Source organism: Nonomuraea sp. NPDC048882 (assembly GCF_040649755.1).
In the GTDB taxonomy this organism is placed as follows: Bacteria; Actinomycetota; Actinomycetes; order Streptosporangiales; family Streptosporangiaceae; genus Nonomuraea; species Nonomuraea maheshkhaliensis.
Genome location: NZ_JBEZGB010000006.1, coordinates 170,464 through 189,549, shown reverse-complemented (window position 1 = coordinate 189,549; position 19,086 = coordinate 170,464). Strand labels below are relative to the sequence as shown.

The 19,086-nt window shown below is 71.1% G+C and carries 12 protein-coding genes; 8 read left to right on the top strand and 4 right to left on the bottom strand.

Features of this window, described 5'->3' with window-relative positions; translation table 11 throughout:
- Window positions 1-111 precede the first annotated feature (111 nt).
- Entirely contained in the window at window positions 112-1,035 is a 924-nt protein-coding gene (locus AB0C27_RS22750; protein ID WP_357846976.1) for a DUF3068 domain-containing protein, read from the top strand.
- A 162-nt stretch (window positions 1,036-1,197) separates the two neighbouring features.
- Entirely contained in the window at window positions 1,198-2,304 is a 1,107-nt protein-coding gene (locus AB0C27_RS22745) for a nitronate monooxygenase family protein (protein WP_357846974.1), read from the top strand.
- A 9-nt stretch (window positions 2,305-2,313) separates the two neighbouring features.
- Here AB0C27_RS22745 and AB0C27_RS22740 read toward each other — a convergent pair whose 3' ends face one another.
- The gene (locus AB0C27_RS22740) at window positions 2,314-3,123 is read right to left on the bottom strand and encodes a crotonase/enoyl-CoA hydratase family protein (protein ID WP_357846972.1); all 810 of its coding nucleotides are present in this window, start codon (window positions 3,121-3,123) and stop codon (window positions 2,314-2,316) included.
- 228 nt (window positions 3,124-3,351) lie between these two features.
- Here AB0C27_RS22740 and AB0C27_RS22735 point away from each other — a divergent pair, with 228 nt between their 5' ends.
- The 5 genes from AB0C27_RS22735 to AB0C27_RS22715 are packed head-to-tail and all read left to right on the top strand — an operon-like array spanning window position 3,352 to window position 9,565.
- A complete protein-coding gene (locus AB0C27_RS22735; protein WP_357846970.1) occupies window positions 3,352-4,899 on the top strand; it encodes an acyl-CoA synthetase in 1,548 nt (515 codons plus the stop codon).
- Complete coding sequence (locus tag AB0C27_RS22730) at window positions 4,889-5,788, top strand: OB-fold domain-containing protein (RefSeq protein ID WP_357846968.1); 900 nt, start codon at window positions 4,889-4,891, stop codon at window positions 5,786-5,788. Before AB0C27_RS22735 ends, AB0C27_RS22730 begins: the two co-directional genes overlap by 11 nt.
- The gene (locus AB0C27_RS22725; RefSeq protein WP_357846966.1) at window positions 5,785-6,804 is read left to right on the top strand and encodes a thiolase domain-containing protein; all 1,020 of its coding nucleotides are present in this window, start codon (window positions 5,785-5,787) and stop codon (window positions 6,802-6,804) included. Before AB0C27_RS22730 ends, AB0C27_RS22725 begins: the two co-directional genes overlap by 4 nt.
- A 2-nt stretch (window positions 6,805-6,806) precedes the next feature.
- On the top strand, window positions 6,807-7,955 hold the full coding sequence (locus tag AB0C27_RS22720) for a thiolase domain-containing protein (protein ID WP_357847871.1): 1,149 nt from the start codon (window positions 6,807-6,809) through the stop codon (window positions 7,953-7,955).
- Complete coding sequence (locus tag AB0C27_RS22715; protein WP_357846964.1) at window positions 7,955-9,565, top strand: acyl-CoA synthetase; 1,611 nt, start codon at window positions 7,955-7,957, stop codon at window positions 9,563-9,565. The genes AB0C27_RS22720 and AB0C27_RS22715 overlap by 1 nt, the downstream gene beginning before the upstream one ends.
- Window positions 9,566-9,700: 135 nt before the next feature.
- Here the strand turns inward: AB0C27_RS22715 and AB0C27_RS22710 are convergent, their stop codons facing one another.
- From AB0C27_RS22710 to AB0C27_RS22700, 3 genes are all read right to left on the bottom strand, one after another.
- On the bottom strand, window positions 9,701-16,654 hold the full coding sequence (locus AB0C27_RS22710; RefSeq protein ID WP_357846962.1) for a hypothetical protein: 6,954 nt from the start codon (window positions 16,652-16,654) through the stop codon (window positions 9,701-9,703).
- Window positions 16,655-16,762: 108 nt separating this feature from the next.
- Complete coding sequence (locus tag AB0C27_RS22705; protein WP_357846960.1) at window positions 16,763-17,389, bottom strand: LysE family translocator; 627 nt, start codon at window positions 17,387-17,389, stop codon at window positions 16,763-16,765.
- 21 nt (window positions 17,390-17,410) lie between these two features.
- A complete protein-coding gene (locus AB0C27_RS22700) occupies window positions 17,411-18,271 on the bottom strand; it encodes a LysR family transcriptional regulator (RefSeq protein ID WP_357846958.1) in 861 nt (286 codons plus the stop codon).
- A gap of 110 nt (window positions 18,272-18,381) precedes the next feature.
- On the opposite strand from AB0C27_RS22700, the gene AB0C27_RS22695 reads away from it, so the two are divergent.
- Window positions 18,382-18,909, top strand: a complete 528-nt coding sequence (locus AB0C27_RS22695) for a cysteine dioxygenase family protein (protein WP_357846956.1) — start codon at window positions 18,382-18,384, stop codon at window positions 18,907-18,909.
- The last annotated feature ends 177 nt before the right edge of the window (window positions 18,910-19,086 follow it).

Genomic DNA, 19,086 nt, shown 5'->3' with positions numbered 1-19,086 from the left:
CGATTTGGTTGCGGTGGTAGGGGCGCCGGTGACGGACATCACCCCCTGTCATACTTTGTTGCTCGACGATCGCACCAGACGACAACGTGTTCTACTAAGGCGGAGGCCTCGATGGGTCGTATCTCAACGCTCGTCCTCATCGGGTTCGGGGCTTTCTTCATCGCGCTGGCGCCACTGCTGAAATTCTGGGCGGCCGGCCAGATCATCTCGGCCCCGGCCGACCAGTTCGGCATCTCGCGACTGGAGGCCAAAGGCGCTCAGTACTTCTCGCTGCAGGACCTCAAGGTGCTGACCGGCGACCTCGACATCATCGTCACCACCCGCGGCGACGTGAAGGAGGCCACCAGCGACCGGGTGGTCTGGGACGAGGCCATGGTGGTCAACGACGTCACCAACAAGCGGCCGCAGATCGACATCTCCGAGCGGCGCAGCGCCTTCGACCGTTACACGGGCGCGGGCGTGAACTGCTGCGGCACCAGCGTGGAGAAGGCGCCGGTGACGATCGAGGGACAGGTCTACAAGTTCCCGTTCGACGTGGAGAAGAAGACGTACAAGGTGTTCAACGCCACGGCGGGCAAGGCGTTCGACGCCACGTTCGTGCGCGAGGACAACGTCAACGGCCTGCCCGTCTACGTCTTCGAGCAGTCCGTGCCGCCGACCAAGACCGAGACCCGCACCGCCCCCGCCAACGTGCTCGGCATGACAGGCACGACCGGTGACGTGCAGGTGGACCGCTGGTACGACGGCAAGACCACGTACTGGATCGAGCCGGTCACCGGCTCGCCCGTGCGCCAGGAGGTGCAGCGGCACGAGGTGCTGAAGACGCAGGACGGCGTCGAGCGCTCGGCGGCCTTCATCGCCACCGCGAAGATGACCGACAAGACCGTGGAAGGGCTGGTCAAGGACGCGCAGGAGGGCAAGAGCACCATCAACCTGCTGCGCAACACCATCCCGCTGGTCCTGCTCGTCGTGGGCGTCTTCCTGGTCCTCGCGGGGGTCGTCGTGGGCCGCCGCCGCCCGGCCGCCGCCGAGTGACGTCCGCGCATATTCCAAGGGCCCGTGCGAACGGGCCCTTTTTCTTTTGCCGGAAAGCAAACTAGAACAAGTTATAACGCAAGGTTACCCGCGAGTACCAGACGAGAAGTTCTAGTCTAGAACGCGTTGCAGTTTGCTGGTTTCCAGACGTATGGTCGGGCCATGCGGACACGTGTCACGGACATGTTCGGAATCGCACTCCCGATCTTCGCGTTCAGCCACTGCAGGGACGTGGTCGCCGCGGTGAGCCGGGCGGGCGGCATGGGTGTGCTCGGAGCGCTCTACTTCACGCCGGAGGAGCTCGAACAGGAGCTCAAGTGGATCGACGACCACGTGGACGGCCGGCCGTACGGGGTGGACGTGGTCATGCCGGCCTCGTACGAGGGCGCCGACTTCGCCCCCGAGGAACTGGTCGGCCGGCTGCGCTCGATGATCCCCGACGGCCACCGCGCCTTCGTCGAGGACCTCCTGGCCAAGCACGGCGTCCCACCGCTGTCGGCCGACGCCGAGGCCGGCCGGGTGCTGCTCGGCTGGACGGACGCCACCGCCCGCCCCCAGGTGGAGGTGGCCCTGCGCCATCCCATCGCGCTCCTCGCCAACGCCCTCGGCCCGCCGCCCGCCGACGTGGTGGACCTCGCGCACGCCCACGGCGTCAAGGTCGCCGCGCTCGCCTCGACCCCCCGCCACGCGCTCAAGCAGGTGGAGGTGGGGGTGGACGTGGTCGTCGCCCAGGGCACGGAGGCCGGTGGCCACACCGGCGAGATCTCCACCATGGTCCTCATCCCGCAGGTCGTGGACGCCGTGGACGTGCCCGTCCTGGCGGCGGGCGGCATCGGCAACGGCCGCCAGATGGCCGCCGGGATGGCGCTCGGGGCCGACGGGGTCTGGACCGGCTCCCTGTGGCTCACGGTCGAGGAGGCCGACACCCCGGAGATGGCCAAACGCCGCATCCTGGCCGCCACCTCCCGCGACACCGTCCGCTCCCGCAGCTGGACCGGCAAGCCGGCCCGCCTGCTCAAGAACGAGTGGACGCAGGCGTGGGAGTCGGAGGATTCGCCCGGCACGCTGCCGATGCCGCTGCAGTTCATGCTGGTCTCCGACGCCCTGCGCCGCATCGGCCGCTCCGACGCCACCGAACTGGCCACCTTCCCCGCCGGCCAGATCATCGGCGTGATGAACCAGGTCCGGCCGGCCAAGGACGTGGTGTACGACCTGCTGGAGGAGTACGGCGAGACCTTGGCCCGCCTCGACCGCCTCACCAACGACTGACCCCCGACCTCAGTGGCCGCGGTAGGTGGCCGGGCGCTTTTCGCGGAAGGCTCTCGTGCCTTCCTTGGCGTCCTCCGAGCCGATCACCGGCCAGCCCAGCTCGTCCGACACCTTCAGGGCCTCCGGCTCCGGCATGCCCAGCGTGTCCCGGTACGTGCGCAGGATCGCCTGGACCGCCAGCGGGCCCGAGGACGCCACGTTCTCGGCCAGTTCGCGGGCCGCCGTGAGCGCCTGGCCGTCCGGGACCACGCGGTTGACCAGGCCCATCGACAGCGCCTCCGCCGCCGTGATCGGGCGGCCGGTGAGCAGGAGGTCCATGGCGTGGCAGTACGGGATCTGCCGGGGCAGCCGGACGGCGCTGCCGCCCATGGGGAACAGTGCGCGCTTGGCCTCGAACAGGCCCAGGGTGGCCGACTCGGCCACGATCCGCAGGTCCGTGCCCACCAGCAGCTCCGTGCCTCCGGCGACCGCGTAGCCCTCGACCGCGCAGATGATCGGCTTGGTCGGCAGGTCCTCGCGCAGCAGGCCCTTCCAGTGGAAGTTGGCGATCTGCGCGGCCCTGGCCTGCACCTCCGGGTCCGCCGACGGCTGGCCCATGGCCTTGAGGTCGGCGCCGGCGCAGAACGTGCCCTCCGCCCCGGTCAGGATCGCGACCCTGATCCCCGGCTCCTCCGACGCGTACGCCCACGCCGAGGCCAGCCCGATCAGCATGTCCGAGGAGAGGGCGTTGCGGGCCTCCGGCCGGTTCATGGTGACGGTCAGGACGTGGCCGTCACGCTCGATCCGGCAGTGGGGGGTGCTGATCGGCAGGAGCTCCACGGATGCCTCCGAAGTGACTTAATCAAGCGCTTGCTACGGACTTTGGCCCAGGATACGCTCCCACCAGCAAACGAGAACAGGTTCCTGTTTTGCTCGCGCGACGACGCGAGGGAGCGCCGTCGTCTGAAGGAGCGGCGAGAGCGGAGCGACCAGAGCGGGGGAAGACGGCGGCATCAAGGGCGACCGAGCCGGCTTCACGGAGTGAAGCCATGAGCAGAGGAGAGACAGATGGGCACGCTCGGTTTCTGGAGGCTCGCGCAGGCGGATCCCGAGTGGATCGCGGCGGTGGACCCCGACGGTACGCAGCACCGCGCGGGCGACCTCCTGGCCCGCTCCAACCGCCTCGTCCACGGGCTGCGTGAGCTAGGGCTCCAGCCCGGCGACGGCGTCTGCGGCCTGATGCCGAACGGCGCCGACGGGCTCGTCCTGTACCTCGCCGCGCTCCAGGCCGGCTGGTACTACACACCGGTCAACTGGCACCTGACCGGGCCCGAGATCGCGTACATCGTCTCCGACAGCGAGGCCAAGGCGTTCTTCGTACATCCGCGCTTCCTGGGCGAGGGCGTCAGAGGCGCCGAGGCCATCGAGCCCGAGCGCCGCTTCCTCATCGGAAACGCTTCAGACGGCTTCCGGGACGCGAGCGAGCTCACCGAGGGGCAGCCCGACACCGCCCCCGCCGACCGCACCGCCGGCGCCACCATGCACTACACCTCCGGCACCACGGGCAAGCCCAAAGGCGTCAGACGGCCACTCAGCGGCATGGACCCGGACGAGTCAGCCGAGCTCATGACGTTCCTCCTCAGCCTGTTCGGCATCACCCCCGGCCGCCCGAACGCCCACCTGGTGACCTCGCCGAGCTACCACACGGCGGTGACCCAGTTCGGCGGCACGGCCCTGCACATGGGCCACACCCTCGTCTACATGGACAGATGGGACGCCGAGGAGATGCTGGCGCTGTGCGAGCGGCACCGCGTCACCAACTCGCACCTGGTCCCCACCCACTTCAAGCGGCTGCTCGCGCTGCCGGAGCAGACCAGGGCGAAGTACGACCTCTCCTCGCTTTCCTGGATGATCCACGCTGCCGCCCCCTGTCCCGTCCCGGTCAAGTGGGCGATGCTCGAATGGTGGGGCGACTGCGTGTACGAGTACTACGCGGCCACCGAGGGCGGCGGCACCCTGGCCACGCCCGAGGGCTGGAAGGCGCATCCGGGCACGGTCGGCTCGGCCTGGCCGATCAGCGAGCTGCTCATCGCGGACGACGAGGGCGAACCCGTGCCCACCGGGACGCCAGGGACGATCTACATGAAGATGATGGGCACCACGTTCGAGTACAAGGGCGACCCCGCCAAGACCGCCGCGAGCCGGCTCAAGGACTACTTCACCGTCGGCGACATCGGCTACCTGGACGAGGACGGCTTCCTCTACCTGTGCGACCGCAAGGCCGACATGATCATCTCCGGCGGGGCGAACATCTACCCGGCCGAGATCGAGAACGAGCTGATGATCCACCCCAAGGTGGCCGACGTGGCCGTGTTCGGCATCCCCGACGAGGAGTGGGGCGAGCAGATCAAGGCCGTCGTCGAGCCGGCCCAGAACGCGGAGCCGGGCCCCGAGCTGGCGGCCGAACTGCTGGCCTCCCTGGAGGGCCGCCTGGCCAGGATGAAGTGGCCCAAGAGCATCGACTTCATCGCCGAGATGCCCCGCGAACCCAACGGCAAGCTGCTGAAACGCAAACTCCGAGCCCCGTACTGGGAGGGACACGACCGTGCCATCTGATCCCCTCGTCGCTCAGCACGTCCTGGAGTTCCCCGGCGGCTACACGCGGACGACGGGGCCGGTGATCGGCCGGTTCCTGACCGAATTACGCGCTCGCCGCATCGTGGGGGTCAGGACGGCGGAGGGCCGGGTGCTCGTCCCGCCCCTGGAGTACGACCCCGAGACCGGCGAGCCGGTCACCGGCGAGTACACCGAGGTCGGCCCGGCCGGCACGGTGAAGACGTGGGCCTGGGTGGAGGAGCCGCTGGACGGCCACCCCCTCGATCGCCCCTTCGCCTGGGCGCTGATCGAGCTGGACGGCGCGGATACCGCGCTGCTGCACGCCGTGGCCGCCGACAACCCCAAGGCGATGGCGGCGGGCATGCGGGTCTGGCCGGTCTGGAGCGACCGGCCCACCGGCCACATCACCGACATCTCCCACTTCGCCCCCGAGGTCACGAAGATCGTGTCGAACGTCCGCGCCGAGTACCGCCTCCAGGCCGGCGGCGCGCTGCGGACCTTCCTGGAGGGCGTCGAGCGCGGCGTCTTCCTGGCCGGCCGGTGCGAACGGTGCGCGAAGGTGTACGTGCCTTACCGGCTCAACTGCCCCGAATGTGGTCAAAGCCTTGGGGACACATTCGAGGTGCCCGATACCGGGACGATCACCACGTTCGCCATCAACAACCTGCCCGATCCCCGGGCCCCCGAGGTGCCGTTCGTCTCGGCGTACATTCTGCTCGACACCACCGACATCCCCATGATCGCCCTCATCGGCGACGTTCCCGCACACGAGGTGCGCCAGGGCATGCGGGTCAAGGCGGTCTGGGTGCCCGAGAGCGAGCGCACGGCGTCCATGGCGAACATCCGCTGGTTCGCCCCCACCGGCGAGCCCGACGTGGAGCTGTCATGAGAGATGTGGCGATCGTCGCGTTCGCCCAGACGCGGCACACCGATCACGACACCGGCCTGACCGAGCCCGAGCTGATCGCGCCCGTGATCGCCGAGATCAAGGAGCGCACCGGACTCAAGCGGTTCGGCTTCACCTGCTCGGGCAGCTGCGACTACCTCGCAGGCGCCCCGTTCTCGTTCGTCTCGGCCCTCGACGCGCTGGCCGCCTGGCCGCCGATCTCCGAGAGCCACGTCGAGATGGACGGCGCCTGGGCCCTGTACGAGGCGTGGGTGCGGCTCCAGCACGGCGACATCGATTCGGCCCTCGTCTACGGGTTCGGCAAGTCGTCGCTCGGCGACCTGCGCACGATCATGACGTTGCAGCTGGACCCGTACTATCTGGCTCCGCTCGGCCTCGACCAGCTCTCCTACGCCGCGCTCCAGGCGAACGCCGTCGGCGCGGACCGTACGGAGCTCGACGAGATCGTCCGGCGCAGCCGGGCCGACGGCAGGGGCAACCCGTACGCGCTCGATCTGCCCGAACCCGACGGCGAGGACTTCGCCGTGCAACCGCTCAAGAAGACGGACGTGCCGCCCATCACGGACGGCGCCGCCGCGATCGTGCTGGCCACCGGCGACCTGGCCACCCGGATCTGCTCCAACCCCGCCTACATCAGGGGCATCGCCCACCGCACCGAACCCCACTACCTGGGCCTGCGCGACCTGTCGGCATCGGCGTCGGCCGCCGACGCCGGGCGAGCCGCCGGAGTCGGCAAGGCCCCCGTCGAGGTGGCCGAGCTGCACGCCCAGTTCCCGCACGAGGAGGTCATCCTGCGGCGGGCGCTCGAACTCGGCGGCGGCACCCTGATCAACCCGTCGGGCGGGCCGCTGGCCGCCAACCCCGTCATGGCCACGGGGCTCATCCGCATCGGCGAGGCCGCCCGGCACATCCACGACGGCCGGGCTCGCCGCACGGTCGCCCACGCCGCGAGCGGCCCCTGCCTGCAGCAGAACCTCGTGACCGTCCTGGAGGCATGACCATGGGAAACCGGTGCGCGGTCATCGGCGTCGGGCAGACGCACTACACGACCAAGCGCAGGGACGTCTCGATCGCCGGCCTGGTCCGCGAGGCCGCGCTGCGGGCGCTGGAGGACGCCGGGCTGACGTTCAAGGACATCGACGCCGTGGTCATCGGCAAGGCGCCCGACCTGTTCGAGGGCGTGATGATGCCGGAGGCGTACCTGGCGGACGCGCTCGGCGCGGCGGGCAAGCCCATGATGCGCGTGCACACGGCGGGCAGCGTCGGCGGCTCGACCGCGCTGGTCGGCGCCTCGCTCATCCAGGGCGGCGTGCACGAGCGGGTGCTGGTGGTGGCGTTCGAGAAGCAGTCGGAGTCCAACGCCACCTGGGCGCTGTCCACGCACCTGCCGTTCAGCGCCTCGCTGGTGGTGGGCGCGGGCGGCTACTTCGCCCCGCACATCCGCGAGTACATGCGCAGATCCGGAGCACCCGGGCACATCGGGACGCTCGTCGCGGTCAAGGACCGGCTGAACGCGTTGAAGAACCCGTACGCGCACCTGCGGATCCCGGGCATCGACCAGAAGATGGTCGAATCCACCCCCATGCTCTGGGAGCCCATCCGCTATCTGGAGACCTGCCCGTCCAGCGACGGCGCCTGCGCGATGGTGCTGTCGTCCGAGTCGGCGGTCACCGGCACCCCCGCCTGGGTGCACGGGACGGCCATGCGCTCCGAGCCGATCTTCCGCGCGAGCCGCGACACGGTCAGCCCGCAGGCCGGCAAGGACTGCGCCGCCGACGTCTACCAGCAGGCCGGGATCGCCGACCCGCGCCGGCAGATCGACGTGGCCGAGGTGTATGTGCCGTTCTCCTGGTACGAGCCGATGTGGCTGGAGAACCTGGGGTTCGCGGCAGAGGGGGAGGGATGGAAGCTCACCGAGTCGGGCGCCACGGCACTCGACGGTGACATCCCGTGGAACGCCTCGGGCGGGGTGCTGTCCAGCAACCCCATCGGGGCGTCGGGGCTGATCAGGTTCGCCGAGGCCGCGCTCCAGGTGCGCGGGATGGCGGGCGAGCACCAGGTGGACGGCGCCCGTACGGCGCTCGGCCACGCCTACGGCGGGGGAGCCCAGTTCTTCGCGATGTGGATCGTCGGACGGGAGAGACCCTGATGGAGTTCAACCACGCTGACCTGTTCGAAGGGCTCGCGGACACGATCGGGGACAGGACGGCCATCGTCTGCGGCCAGGAGCGGCGCACGTACGCCGAACTGGAGGCGGAGGCGAACCGGCTCGCCCACTACCTCATGGACCTCGGCGTCCAGCCGGGCCAGCACGTCGGCCTGCATCTCTACAACGGCGTCGAGTACGTCGCCGGCATGCTCGCCGCCCTCAAGATCAGAGCCGTGCCGATCAACGTCAACTACCGCTACGTCGAGGCCGAGCTGCTCTACCTCTACCGCGACGCCGACCTGCGGGCGCTGATCTACGACGTGGAGTTCGAGCCGAGGGTGGCCGCCGTGGCCGGCCAGGCGCCGCTGCTGGAGCACCTGATCTCGGTCGGCGGGCCCCCGTCGAGCGGCTCGTCGATCAGTTCGGCGATCGGCTCGGCGGTGCCGTACGGCACGGCGCTCGAACGCGGCAGGCCGGAACGCGGCTTCCCCGTCCGGTCGGGCCAGGACGTCTACATCATCTACACCGGCGGCACCACCGGCATGCCCAAGGGCGCGATGTGGCACGTCGAGGACCTGTTCATGGGCTTCGGCGGCGGCAACCCGTACGGCGAGCCGCGCACCACCCCGCAGGAGGTCGTCGACGAGGCCGTCAAGGCCACCCCCATGGTCATGATGGCGGTGCCGCCGCTCATGCACGGGGCCGCGCAGATGACCACGTTCATCTCCTGGTGGATGGGCTCGACCACCGTCTTCGTGCGCAAGTTCGAGGCCGCCGAGGTGTGGCGGACGGTCGAGCGGGAGCGCGTGTCCACCATGAACATCACCGGCGACGCCATGGCCAGACCCCTCACCGAGGCGCTGGAGGGCGGCGAATACGACCTCTCCTCCCTGTTCGTGATCAGCTCGACCGGCGCGATCCTGACCGGCGCGGTCCGCGACCGCCTCCAGGAGCTGCTCCCGAACGTGATGATCCTCGACAGCTTCGGCTCCACCGAGTCCGGCTACACCGCCTCCGGCGTGGCCGGCTCCTCACCGGAGAAGGGCCTGCGCTACAAGCCGAACGCCGTCGTCACCCTGGCCGTCCTCGACGAGAAGAACCGGCCGGTCGAGCCCGGCTCCGGCCAGATGGGCACCGTGGCCAGGTCGGGGCGGGTGGCCTTCGGCTACTACAACGACCCCGAGAAAACCGCGCGCACGTTCGTCACCGACGAGGACGGCACCCGCTGGCTGCTCACCGGCGACCTGGCCACCGTGGACGCCGACGGCACCGTGAACGTCTTCGGCCGGGGCTCGCAGTGCATCAACACCGGCGGCGAGAAGGTCTTCCCCGAGGAGATCGAGGCGGTGCTCAAAGGGCACCCTGGCGTGTTCGACGCGGTGGTGACCGGGGTGCCGGACGAGCGGTGGGGCACCAAGGTGGCCGCCGTGATCGAGCCGCGGCCTGGGGTTGAGGTGACGGCCGCGGAGCTGGACGCGCATTGCCGGGGGTTGTTGTCGGGGTACAAGGTGCCGCGGACGTACGCGTTCGTGGGGGAGATGGTACGGTCACCGGCCGGCAAGGCCGACTACCGCTGGGCCAGGGAAACCGTCGAGAACGCCGGCGGCTGAGGGGCCTTCCGCGTCGGGCCCGGGGCCGCGTTGGCCCCGGGCCTTGGGGGCGCGTCGGGCCGGGCGGAGGTCAGGCCAGCCCAGCCCAGCCCAGCCCAGGCCAGATCAGGCCAGGCCAGATCAGGCCAGGCCAGATCAGGCCAGGCGACGCAGCTCGGCCTCAACCGCCTTCACTTCCGCGCCCTTTCCCGCCTTCTCCAGCAGCTTCAACCGGCCGAGCAGCACGTCCCGCAGCAGGTCGCTCTCGGCCCCGGACAGTTCGCGGAGCAGGTCGGCCGAGACGCGCAGGGCGGCGTCGGCGGCGTCGTCCCGGCCCAGCTCCTGCTGGCAGAAGCCGAGCCGGGCGTGCGCCACGGCCCTGGTCAGCTCGTCCCGCGTCACCTGTGTGGTGCGATGGAAGACCAGCCCGGCCTCCAGCGCCCGCTCCGCCTCCATGAGCGCGTCGCCCAGCATGAGCATCGCCCGGGACAGCAGCCCGCCCTGCATCGGGTTGCCCGGCGAGAACCGTTCCAGCGCCGCCACCGCCTCCCGCAACGGCTGGATCGCCTCGGCCGCCAGCTCCCGCATCCGCAGCGCCCCGGCCAGCGTGAGGCAGGCGCCCGCCCTGCTCGTGTGCACGGCCTGCGCGTCCATGCCCGTGGTCAGCAGCTCGTCGTAGATCGCGATCGCCTCACGCGCCCTCGCCTCGGCCTCGACACCGTCGTCCAACCGCAGCAGGGGCAGCAGCTCTGAGCTCTGCGCCAGGGAGTCCGCCAGGACCGCCCGGTACGTCAGGTCGTCGGGCGACCGCCTGGCCACCGGAATCAGCTCCTCCACCAGGGCGTTGGCCTGCTCCAGCGCACCCAGCATCATGTGACACCTGGCCAGCCGCTGGGTCGCCAGCACCCGCTTCACCGTGCCCGCTTCGTGACCGTTCACGGCAATCTGCGCGTACTCGGCCGCGTCCTGGGGCCGCCCGGACGCGAGAAGATCGTCGGCGATCAGCCCGGCAGTCTCGGCCGCCGCCAGCGGCTCAGGCAGCCCGCTGAACAGGCGTAACGCCTCCACGAGATGCGCCATCGCCTCCTGCTCCCGCCCGAACGCCCGCAGCACCCGCCCCCGAACTTGAACAGCCTGCGCCCGCACCCGCACCAGCTCCACCCCCGCCACGGCAGGCAGCCCCACCCCCGCCGTCCCGCCCCGTCCCAGCTCGGCCCCATCCAGCTCGGCTCGGTCCAGCTCGGCCAGTGACCAGGCGATCGCCTCAAGGGCGGCCTGCGGGCGATCCAGCGCGGCCAGGGTCGAGCCGAGCTGCGCGTAGGTGACGGCGGCCACGGCCGGATCGTCCAGCTCGTCGCAGAGGTCAGCGGCACGCTCACAGTGGGCCAGCGCTTCCACACCACGGCCCTGTTCGAGCAGCCCGGCCGCGTAGTGGTTCAGCGCCATGGCCAGCGTACGGTCCTGGCGCGCGCCGAGAAGATCGATCGCCTGCTCGACCACGGCCGGCCCGACCCGATCACCCCGCCTGCCCCCAGCCCCACCCCGCTCCCGCGCCGCCACGGTGACAAGCGCCGCCAGCGCCGACCCAAGCGACTCCCGATGGGCGCCGGAGACGATGGCAAGCCCCCGGTGGACCCGTACAGCCAGCTCATGGAGGTGAACGGCGGTCGCAACGTCCCCAGCCCGCTCCGCAGCCGCCGCAAACGCACCCAGACACCGACCGAACCTCGCATGCACCCCCAGCCCACCACCCACCAACCCCCCGTGCCCTACTGGCACGGACGCCGCCGCAGGCCCTTCGTGCTCCGCCGTCTTGGGCGCCGTCACTGGTCCTTCGTGCTCCGTCGGCGTGGACGCCGTCACCGGCCCTTTGCGCTTTGCCGCCCTGGACGGCATCAGCGGTACCTCACGCTCCAGCGCCTCGGTGAATCCCGTCAGCGGCCCCACCAGCCCGGAGGCCGCCTCTTCGCCCGCGTCCGCGAACCAGGAGAGCCGGTCGATAACCGCGTCGATCACCTCGATCCCGGGAAGCGGACGTACCCCGAGCATCTGGGCGTACAGGCCGGTGGCCGCAGCCGGCCCCGCCTCCTCCACTCGCAACTCCGCCAGCCGGAGCAGCGCGTGCACATGCACCCCGGACAGATCACCAGGAACAGGCCCGAGCCGCGCCATCGCCGACGTCCCTGCCGTCAGCCGTTCCCTGGCCGCGTCGCTCTCGTGCAGCTCGGCCAGACAAAGGCCGGCCAGCTCCCAGCACGTGGCGGCGAGCAACTGCTCACGCTCGTCCTGCTCCTCCGGCGAGGACGGCAGGAGACCGAGCGCCCGCGTGATCGACTGGAGCGCGGCTTCGGCCTTCTGACCGGGATCCGTATCACGCCTGTTCCAGCAGATCTCCGCCTGGAGCCGCAACGCCCCCGCCAGCAGGAGCGGCGCCCGCAACTCCTCCGCCACCAGCGCCGAACACAGCCGCACCAGCCGATCCGCCGCCCTCTCCGCCTCCACCGTCCCCACCGCAGCGACCTCCGCGTTCGGTGGGCAGGTGGTGCGCGACAGGGCGGTCGTCTCAAGGATCATCAGCTCGGCCAGCTCAGTACGGAACTCGGCGCTCGTCGCGGCGTGTGGCCCGTACGACTCGATGGCGGTCCGCAGATACGGGAGAGCCTCCTCGGCGTGTCCGAGCCCCACGAGCGAGCGGCCGAGCGCGGCTGCCACCATGCCCACGGCGATGGCGTGCGGCCCGTCGGGCGCGGCATGCTGTTGGAGCAGTTCGGCCGCCCGGGTCGCCAACGTGAACCCGTCCGCCGGCCGCCCCGCGTCCGCCCAGGCCCGCGCAAGCATGGCCAGCGCCGACAGCTGCGCATGAACCTGCTCGACCCCGGCCGTACCGTCAATCTCGCCCTGTGATCTGAGCCGCTGTTCGGCCTTGCTCACGGCCTCCTCCGGCCGGTCGAGGAACACCGTCAGCAGCCACGGCAGTCCGATGCCCGGCGGACTCGGCGGACCCGAAAGGTCTGGCACACCCGACGGACCTGTCAGACCGGACGGGCCTGACGGACTCGATAGGCCTGGCAGACCCGGCGGGCCTGGCCGGCCCGATGGACCTGGCGAGGCCGATGAGCATGGCGGGCCGGGCTCCGGCCTCCTCCGTATCCTGGCCCGTACCTCGGCGTGATGGCGGGCGTAGCCGGCGTCCTCGGCGCTCAGCAGCTCATACCGCTCGGCGGCGAGCTCCAACTGCGCCAGGCCATCGGTCGTGCGGCCCAGCTCGTCCAGGCAGAGGCCCAGCAGCCACGTGCCCCTGACCCGGGTGGCCGGATCCGGCTCGGACGGCAGTGCCATGGCCTCCTGCAACGGCCCCAGCGCCTCCTCAGGGCGGTCATCGACCAGCAGCAGTTCGCTGAGATCGAGCAGTTGCCCGGCCAGGGCGGGGCGGTGCTCATCCGGTTCGAGGGTGACGAGGGCCCGTAGGTTGCGTACGGCCTCCGCGGCGTACCTGACGGCGGCGTCCAGATCGTCCAGCCGGGCGTGCAGCCTGGACAGGACGGAGGCGGCGAACGCCAGCAGGACCCGCAGCCCAGGCTCCTCGGCCGCCAGCGTCCGCAGCCGCCCGACCGCCTCGGTGGCCGGTCGGAGGGCGTCGGCCGGTCTGCCGTGTGCCTCCAGCCAGGTGGCGATCAGGTGCAGCCGGTGGGCCACGTCCCTGCTGGTGGGGGCGACGCTTCTGACAGCGGAGGTGACGGCGACGGCGATGCAGGCGGCCAGCTCGGGCAGCGCGGCGGCGGTGCCGATCCCCTCGAAGGGGGTCAGCGGCTCGGGGGCTTGGAGGGACGGAGCCACCGGCACCCGCCCTGCCATCGTCCGGGACGGGGGCGTGAACGCCTTGAACCCACCCCCGACGGCCCCTGCCTCTCCAACGGATCCACGGATGGTCGCCTTTGAGGGTGGGGTGGGCATAGGTGCTGATGGGTGCGGGTCTGGGGCGGATATGCCTCCGGTTGGCTGCGCGGCTGGGCCGGGCCTGCCTGCGAGCGGCAGCCCATCTAGGCCGGGCTCACCTGCGGGAGGCTGCTGGGTTGGAGCGGGCGCGCCTACGAGAGGCGGCTCGGCTGAGCCGGGCGTGTCTGTGGGCGGCTGGCGGGCCGGAGGATCGTCTGCCGTGGGGGAGTCGGCTGGTGGCAGGACCGACAGGATGCTCGTCACGTTCGCCGCGAAGCCCGCGTCACCGCCCGCCGCCTCGAACGCCGCCACCGCCTCCCCCAGCCGTCCGACCCCCAGCAGCGCGCACGCGACGTTGTAGTGAGCCCGCGCGGCCTGTTCCAGGTAGCGGGGGTCGTCCTCGGCCAGGATGCGGAAGCGGGCCGCCGCCTCCTGCGTCGGCTTGAGCGCGCCGTCGGCCTCACCGCCGAGCAGCAGGCACGATCCCAGCCCGAACGCCGCCTCCGCCCGCCCGGCCGCCTCCTCGTACGGGGGAGCGCCCGCGTACACCTCGACCGCCTCCGCCACCGCGACGACCGCCTCACCGACCCGCCCCACGGCCGCCAGCGCGGCCGACAGCTTCGTCAGTGCCTTGGCCAGCGCGATCCGTTCGCCGCTCGCCCGCCGGTGCCGCACGCTCAGCTCGGCCAGCGTCACCTCAAGCGCCCGCAGCCCCGGCCCGGTGGCGGCAGGCGAGTCCGGTCGCGCGGTGTCCGGCGTCCGTCGCGGGGGCGGCAGTGCGGCCACGGACGCGGCGAGCCGCTGGTCGGTGGCGAACAGCAGGAGCGCGGCGTTCAGCATGTCGCCGAGCCGGGCGGCAGGGTTCGCCTCCGCCTGGGCGACCAGAGGGCCGAGCCGGTCGGCGATCAGGGCCCACAGCGCCGCCCGCACTCGTTCCCGGCCGGCGCACGATCGCAGGACGTCCAGCATCCGTACGAGCTGCTCGACCGTCCGGCCCTCATGGTCGTGTACGGCGAGCACCAGCGCGTCCAGGCCCTCCGTCGTGGCGAGGAGTTGCTCGGCGAGGAGGTCGGGCCCGAGCGGAGTCAGCCGCGGGTCCCGGCGCGAGACGGGGGTAGGTGGGGGAGGGGGGAAGAGGCGGCCCAGCCAGCCGGCGGCGTTCGAGGCGGCGCTGCCGTGCAGGCCGAACGCGCCGCCGAGTGCGCGGGTGCTGATCCCCGGCACCGTTGTCAGCAGGCCGGGCAGTTCTGCGGGGGTGGGTGCGGTGAGCGTGAGGACCGCTACGGCTCGGCGTGCCGTCACGTCGGCCAGACGTTCCTGCCCGTCCGGCCAGACCCGCGCCCACTGATCACACTCCCGAATCAGAAACCGCCCCAGCGATCCGCTCCCGCCCGGGTCGGTTCGCCCGCCTGTGCTGATTCGTCCACCGGTACCGATATGTCCGCCTGCGTCGGTGGGCCAGCCTGTGTTGGTGGTTCGTCCGCTTGTGTCGGTGCGTCCGTCCACGTCGGGGTGCTCGTTCGTGCTGGTACGTGCGCTTCCATCGGTGTATTCGTCGGTCACCTGGCCTGTGCCCGTTCTGCCGTCCCCGTCGCTGTCGCACAGGCGGAGTAGGGCGGCCAGGTGGACGTGGAGGGGGAGGCCGTACTCGGGGTCGTCGAGGCGTGGCGGGCTGGGGAGTGCGGCGCGGCTCGGTGCGAACGCCTTCATGGCGGCGAGTGCGTGTTCGGTCCGTTCCTGCAGCGTGAGGGGGCGGCTGTTGAGGCGCACGGTCGTGGTGTTGAGCCGCCGCAGCCACCCTCCGGCCGCCGTGTCGAGCCGCCGCCACCAGTCCGCCTCGCCGGGCTCGCGGACCAGCAGCAGGAGGCGTACGCGAGGGTTGTGTCCGTGCTTGGCCAGCCGCCGGATCAGCTCGCCCACCAGCGGTGCCGACGGCTCGGGACGGTCGACGACGATCAGGGTCGGCCGCAGCGCCTCAAGCGAGGTGCTCCGACTGGCCAGGGGATCCTTCATCGTGTCCCGGCCGGCCAGGGGGCCTGCCAACGCGTCCAGGGGCAGGAAACCCGCGTCCCAGCCCTCGCTTTCCAGCTCCACGCACAGCTCGCCCGCCAGCCGGGTCTTCCCCATGCCGCCGCGCCCGCTCACCACCGCGATCGACAGCGAGCCCGGTTCGTCGGTGGCCCACGTCCGTAGCTCGGTCAGCTCTTCGCGTCGGCCCAGGAACGGGACCACCGCGTGCCGCGCCATCAACAACGTCCAGTCGGGGCAGTCCGGCGGCAGCTTCTCGCGGGCGGGTGTCATCAGAGCGGGCAAGGGGACGGCATGGTCGCTCCCCGCTAGCGTCTCCAGCGCGCCGGGAGACACGCCCGCCAGCTCTCGAAACCGCTCGTCGCCCAGTAACGCGGTCACGGGAACGACGTCCAGCCGTCCCTCGGCGTGTCCGGCCGTCGTCGGGGTGACCACTCCGATGAGCTGCCCGGCGGGCTCGGCGACCACGACGGTCCCGCACATTCCCCGCCAGAGCGCCTCCGGCACCTCTTCGTCCCCGGCGCTCGCTCCTCTGGCGGCGCCCCCGATTGTTCGTTCGGGCCCGGGACTCGTCCCGCCGGCTGCCTCCGCACTCCCCATCGGTCCCGCCGAGGCAGGGGGCAGAACGCTGAACGTGAGGGTTTTCGAGACCGCGCCCGTGGGTGGGGAAACCAGGCCGGACAGCGTCTCGGCTATGCGGAGGCCGCCCCGCCGAACCTCCTGGGCGAACCCCCTGGCGACACAGCGCAGGGGAGTGGAGTCGCCCGCGAGCCGGGCCCAGCGGTTGTGCTCGATGCCCGGCAGGTCGGCCCACACCGGTTCGGCGGTCCTGAGCAGCACCGCGTCCGCGCTGCCGCGTCCGCGCCACACCGGCTCGGCCTCCGTCCAGCGCGCCGACCCGGGCAGGCGTACGTGACACGAGGCCCGGCCACTTCCCCCTTGCCCTTCGCCGTCTCCTGTCGGCAGCACAGCCGACCGATCGCCGTCATACGCCGACCGCCCAGAGGCGGGCACCAGGCGGGCGGAGGTCAGTACGAGGTCGGGGCCGATCACATAGCCGGAGCCGGTCACGCCGACGAGGTCGTCATGACCGGAGAAGACCTCGACGACCCGTTCGAGTCCGAGGCGGTGCGGTGGCGTGTCCATGGGTCCGCCTATGAGCTACGTCTTAGCCACGTCCCGGCGTGCCGTCTTTCTGGTCAGTGCCTGATCCCATCTCACTATCGCACTATGGCCAGGAAATTTCCCGGCTTGTCACGCCTTCTCGGTTGTGAGCCACGCGGCCAGCCCGAGGTACACGATCCCGCTCCCGACATCCAGCCGCCGACGTGCGCGTACGGACTGACGGACCCGGCCGGCCAGGGCCGAGGCGAGCATCGCGTACGTGCCGTCGGAGGCCATCCCGAGCAGGATCCACACCGCGCCGAGCAGGAGGATCTGCGGCCCGATCGGCCCCACCTCCGGGTGGACGAACTGCGGCAGGAACGCGAGGAAGAAGATGGCGGTCTTGGGGTTGAGCACGTTGACCACGAACCCCTCCCAGAACAGCCGCCGCTTCGACTGGACCTTGAGCTCGATAGTCTCGCCGCCGTCGCCCCCGCGCATCAGCTTGCGTACGCCGAGCCAGAGCAGGTAGGCCACGCCCGCGTACTTGACCACGGTGAACGCCGTGGCCGAGGCCGAGATCAGGGCGCTGATGCCCAGCGCCGCCGCGGCCACGTGGACGAGGGAGCCGGTGTGCACGCCGAGTACGGAGATCAGGCCGGCGGAACGGCCTTGGGAGACGCTCCTGGTGACGATGTAGAGAACCGCGGGCCCGGGCACGATGAGCAGCCCGAGCGTGGCCGCGCAGAAGACGGCGAGCGTCGTGATTTCCGGCATGAGGACATCCTAAATACGGCGTCAAAAGCTTTCTGTAAGTGCTGAGAGGAGCGCTTCGACGGCGGGTGGGTGGGGTGGCTCGCCGTAGACGGCGGCGTACACGTGCCTGGTCGAGCCGGGCACCCGAGCGACCTCCACCTCGGGATGGCGGTGCGCGGTGAGCGCGAGCCCCGGCAGCATGGTCAGCCCCAGCCCGGCCGCCACCAGCGCCTGCACGGCCACGATGTCGTCGCTGGTGAACGAGATGTGCGGCTCGAACCCCGCCTTGTCGCAGATGTCGAGCAAATGGCTGCGGCACCGGTCGCACCCGGCGATCCAGGACGACTCGGCGTGGTCGGCGAGGTCGCCGGGCGGTGCGCTGGACACCAGGTAGCTGGGGTCGTCGAGGAGGTGGATCATGTGGATGCCCTTGTCCTCGGGGGCGGTGTCGTCGTAACGGAACATCACCGCCACGTCCACCCGCCCGGCCCGCAGCAGCCGCAGCGCCTCCGGCGGCTCGGTCTCGGTGAGCTGCAGGCGCAGCCCGGGGTGCGCGCCGGCCAGCAGCCGGGCCGCCTTCGGGATGAAGGTGCCCAGCGCCGAGGGGAACGCGGCCAGCCGCACCCGCCCCGAACGCAGCCCCACGTGCGCGGCCAGCTCCTCGGCGGTGGCGTCGAGCCGACCGATGATCTCCGCGGCCCGCTCGGCCAGCAGCCGGCCCGCCTCGGTGAGCCTGATGCCGCGCCCGGCGCGCTGGACGAGCTTGGCACCGGTCTCGGCCTCCAGCCTGGCCAGGTGGTGGCTGACCGAGGGCTGGGAGTAGTGCAGCTCCTTGGCCGCCGCGGTCAGCGAGCCCTTGCGGGCGACCGCGACGAGGACACGCAGGCGTACGACGTCGAGCATCCATCAATCATATCTATTGATCAGCCAGAAAACTTCTGTTGGACCTATCGTTCGGAAGGGAGGAGCGTAGGGAGAGAAGGAAGAACCGCTGGAGCTCCCGGGAGAAAGCCATGAACCTGGCCGCCACGACCGTCCGACCCGGACTGGACGTCCTGGTGAACGGCGTGTCCCGCATCGCCGCCCGCCGGCTCGGCCGCCACGAGAGCGCGCTGGCCGTGGCCGCGTTCCTGCGCGAGCACCTGCCCGCCCTCGACATCCTCACGCCGCAGGAGCGCGCGGGCTCACCCGACGGGTACGTCTCCCACGTGCTGCACGCCGAGGAGGACTTCTCGATCGCGGCCGTCGTCTGGCGGCCGGGCCAGGACACGGTGGTCCACGACCACGTGTCGTGGTGCACGTTCGGCATCCTCAGCGGGATCGAGCACGAGACCCTCTACCGGGACATGGGCGATCACCTCGTGGAGATCGGCCGGGCCGACAACCGGCCGGGGGAGGTCAGCGGGTTCGCCCCGCCCGGGGACATCCACAAGGTGTGCAACACGAGTGACGAGGTGGGTGTGTCGCTGCACATCTACGGCGCGAACGTGGCCCGGCTCGGCAGCAGCATCCGCCGCGTCTACGACCTCCCGGTCAGGTAGCCGCCCCGTCGCGGCCTCCCCGTTGAGCAACCGCTCCGACACGGTCACCTCGTCGGGTCGCCACCCTACGCCACCTGCTCCGCCCTGACCTGGACTGCCCTAACGTGTCCATCCCTCGCCAGGACGTCTCCGTACGGCCCCGCGCAGATGCGAAATTTTATTTGCGCAAATTTATTT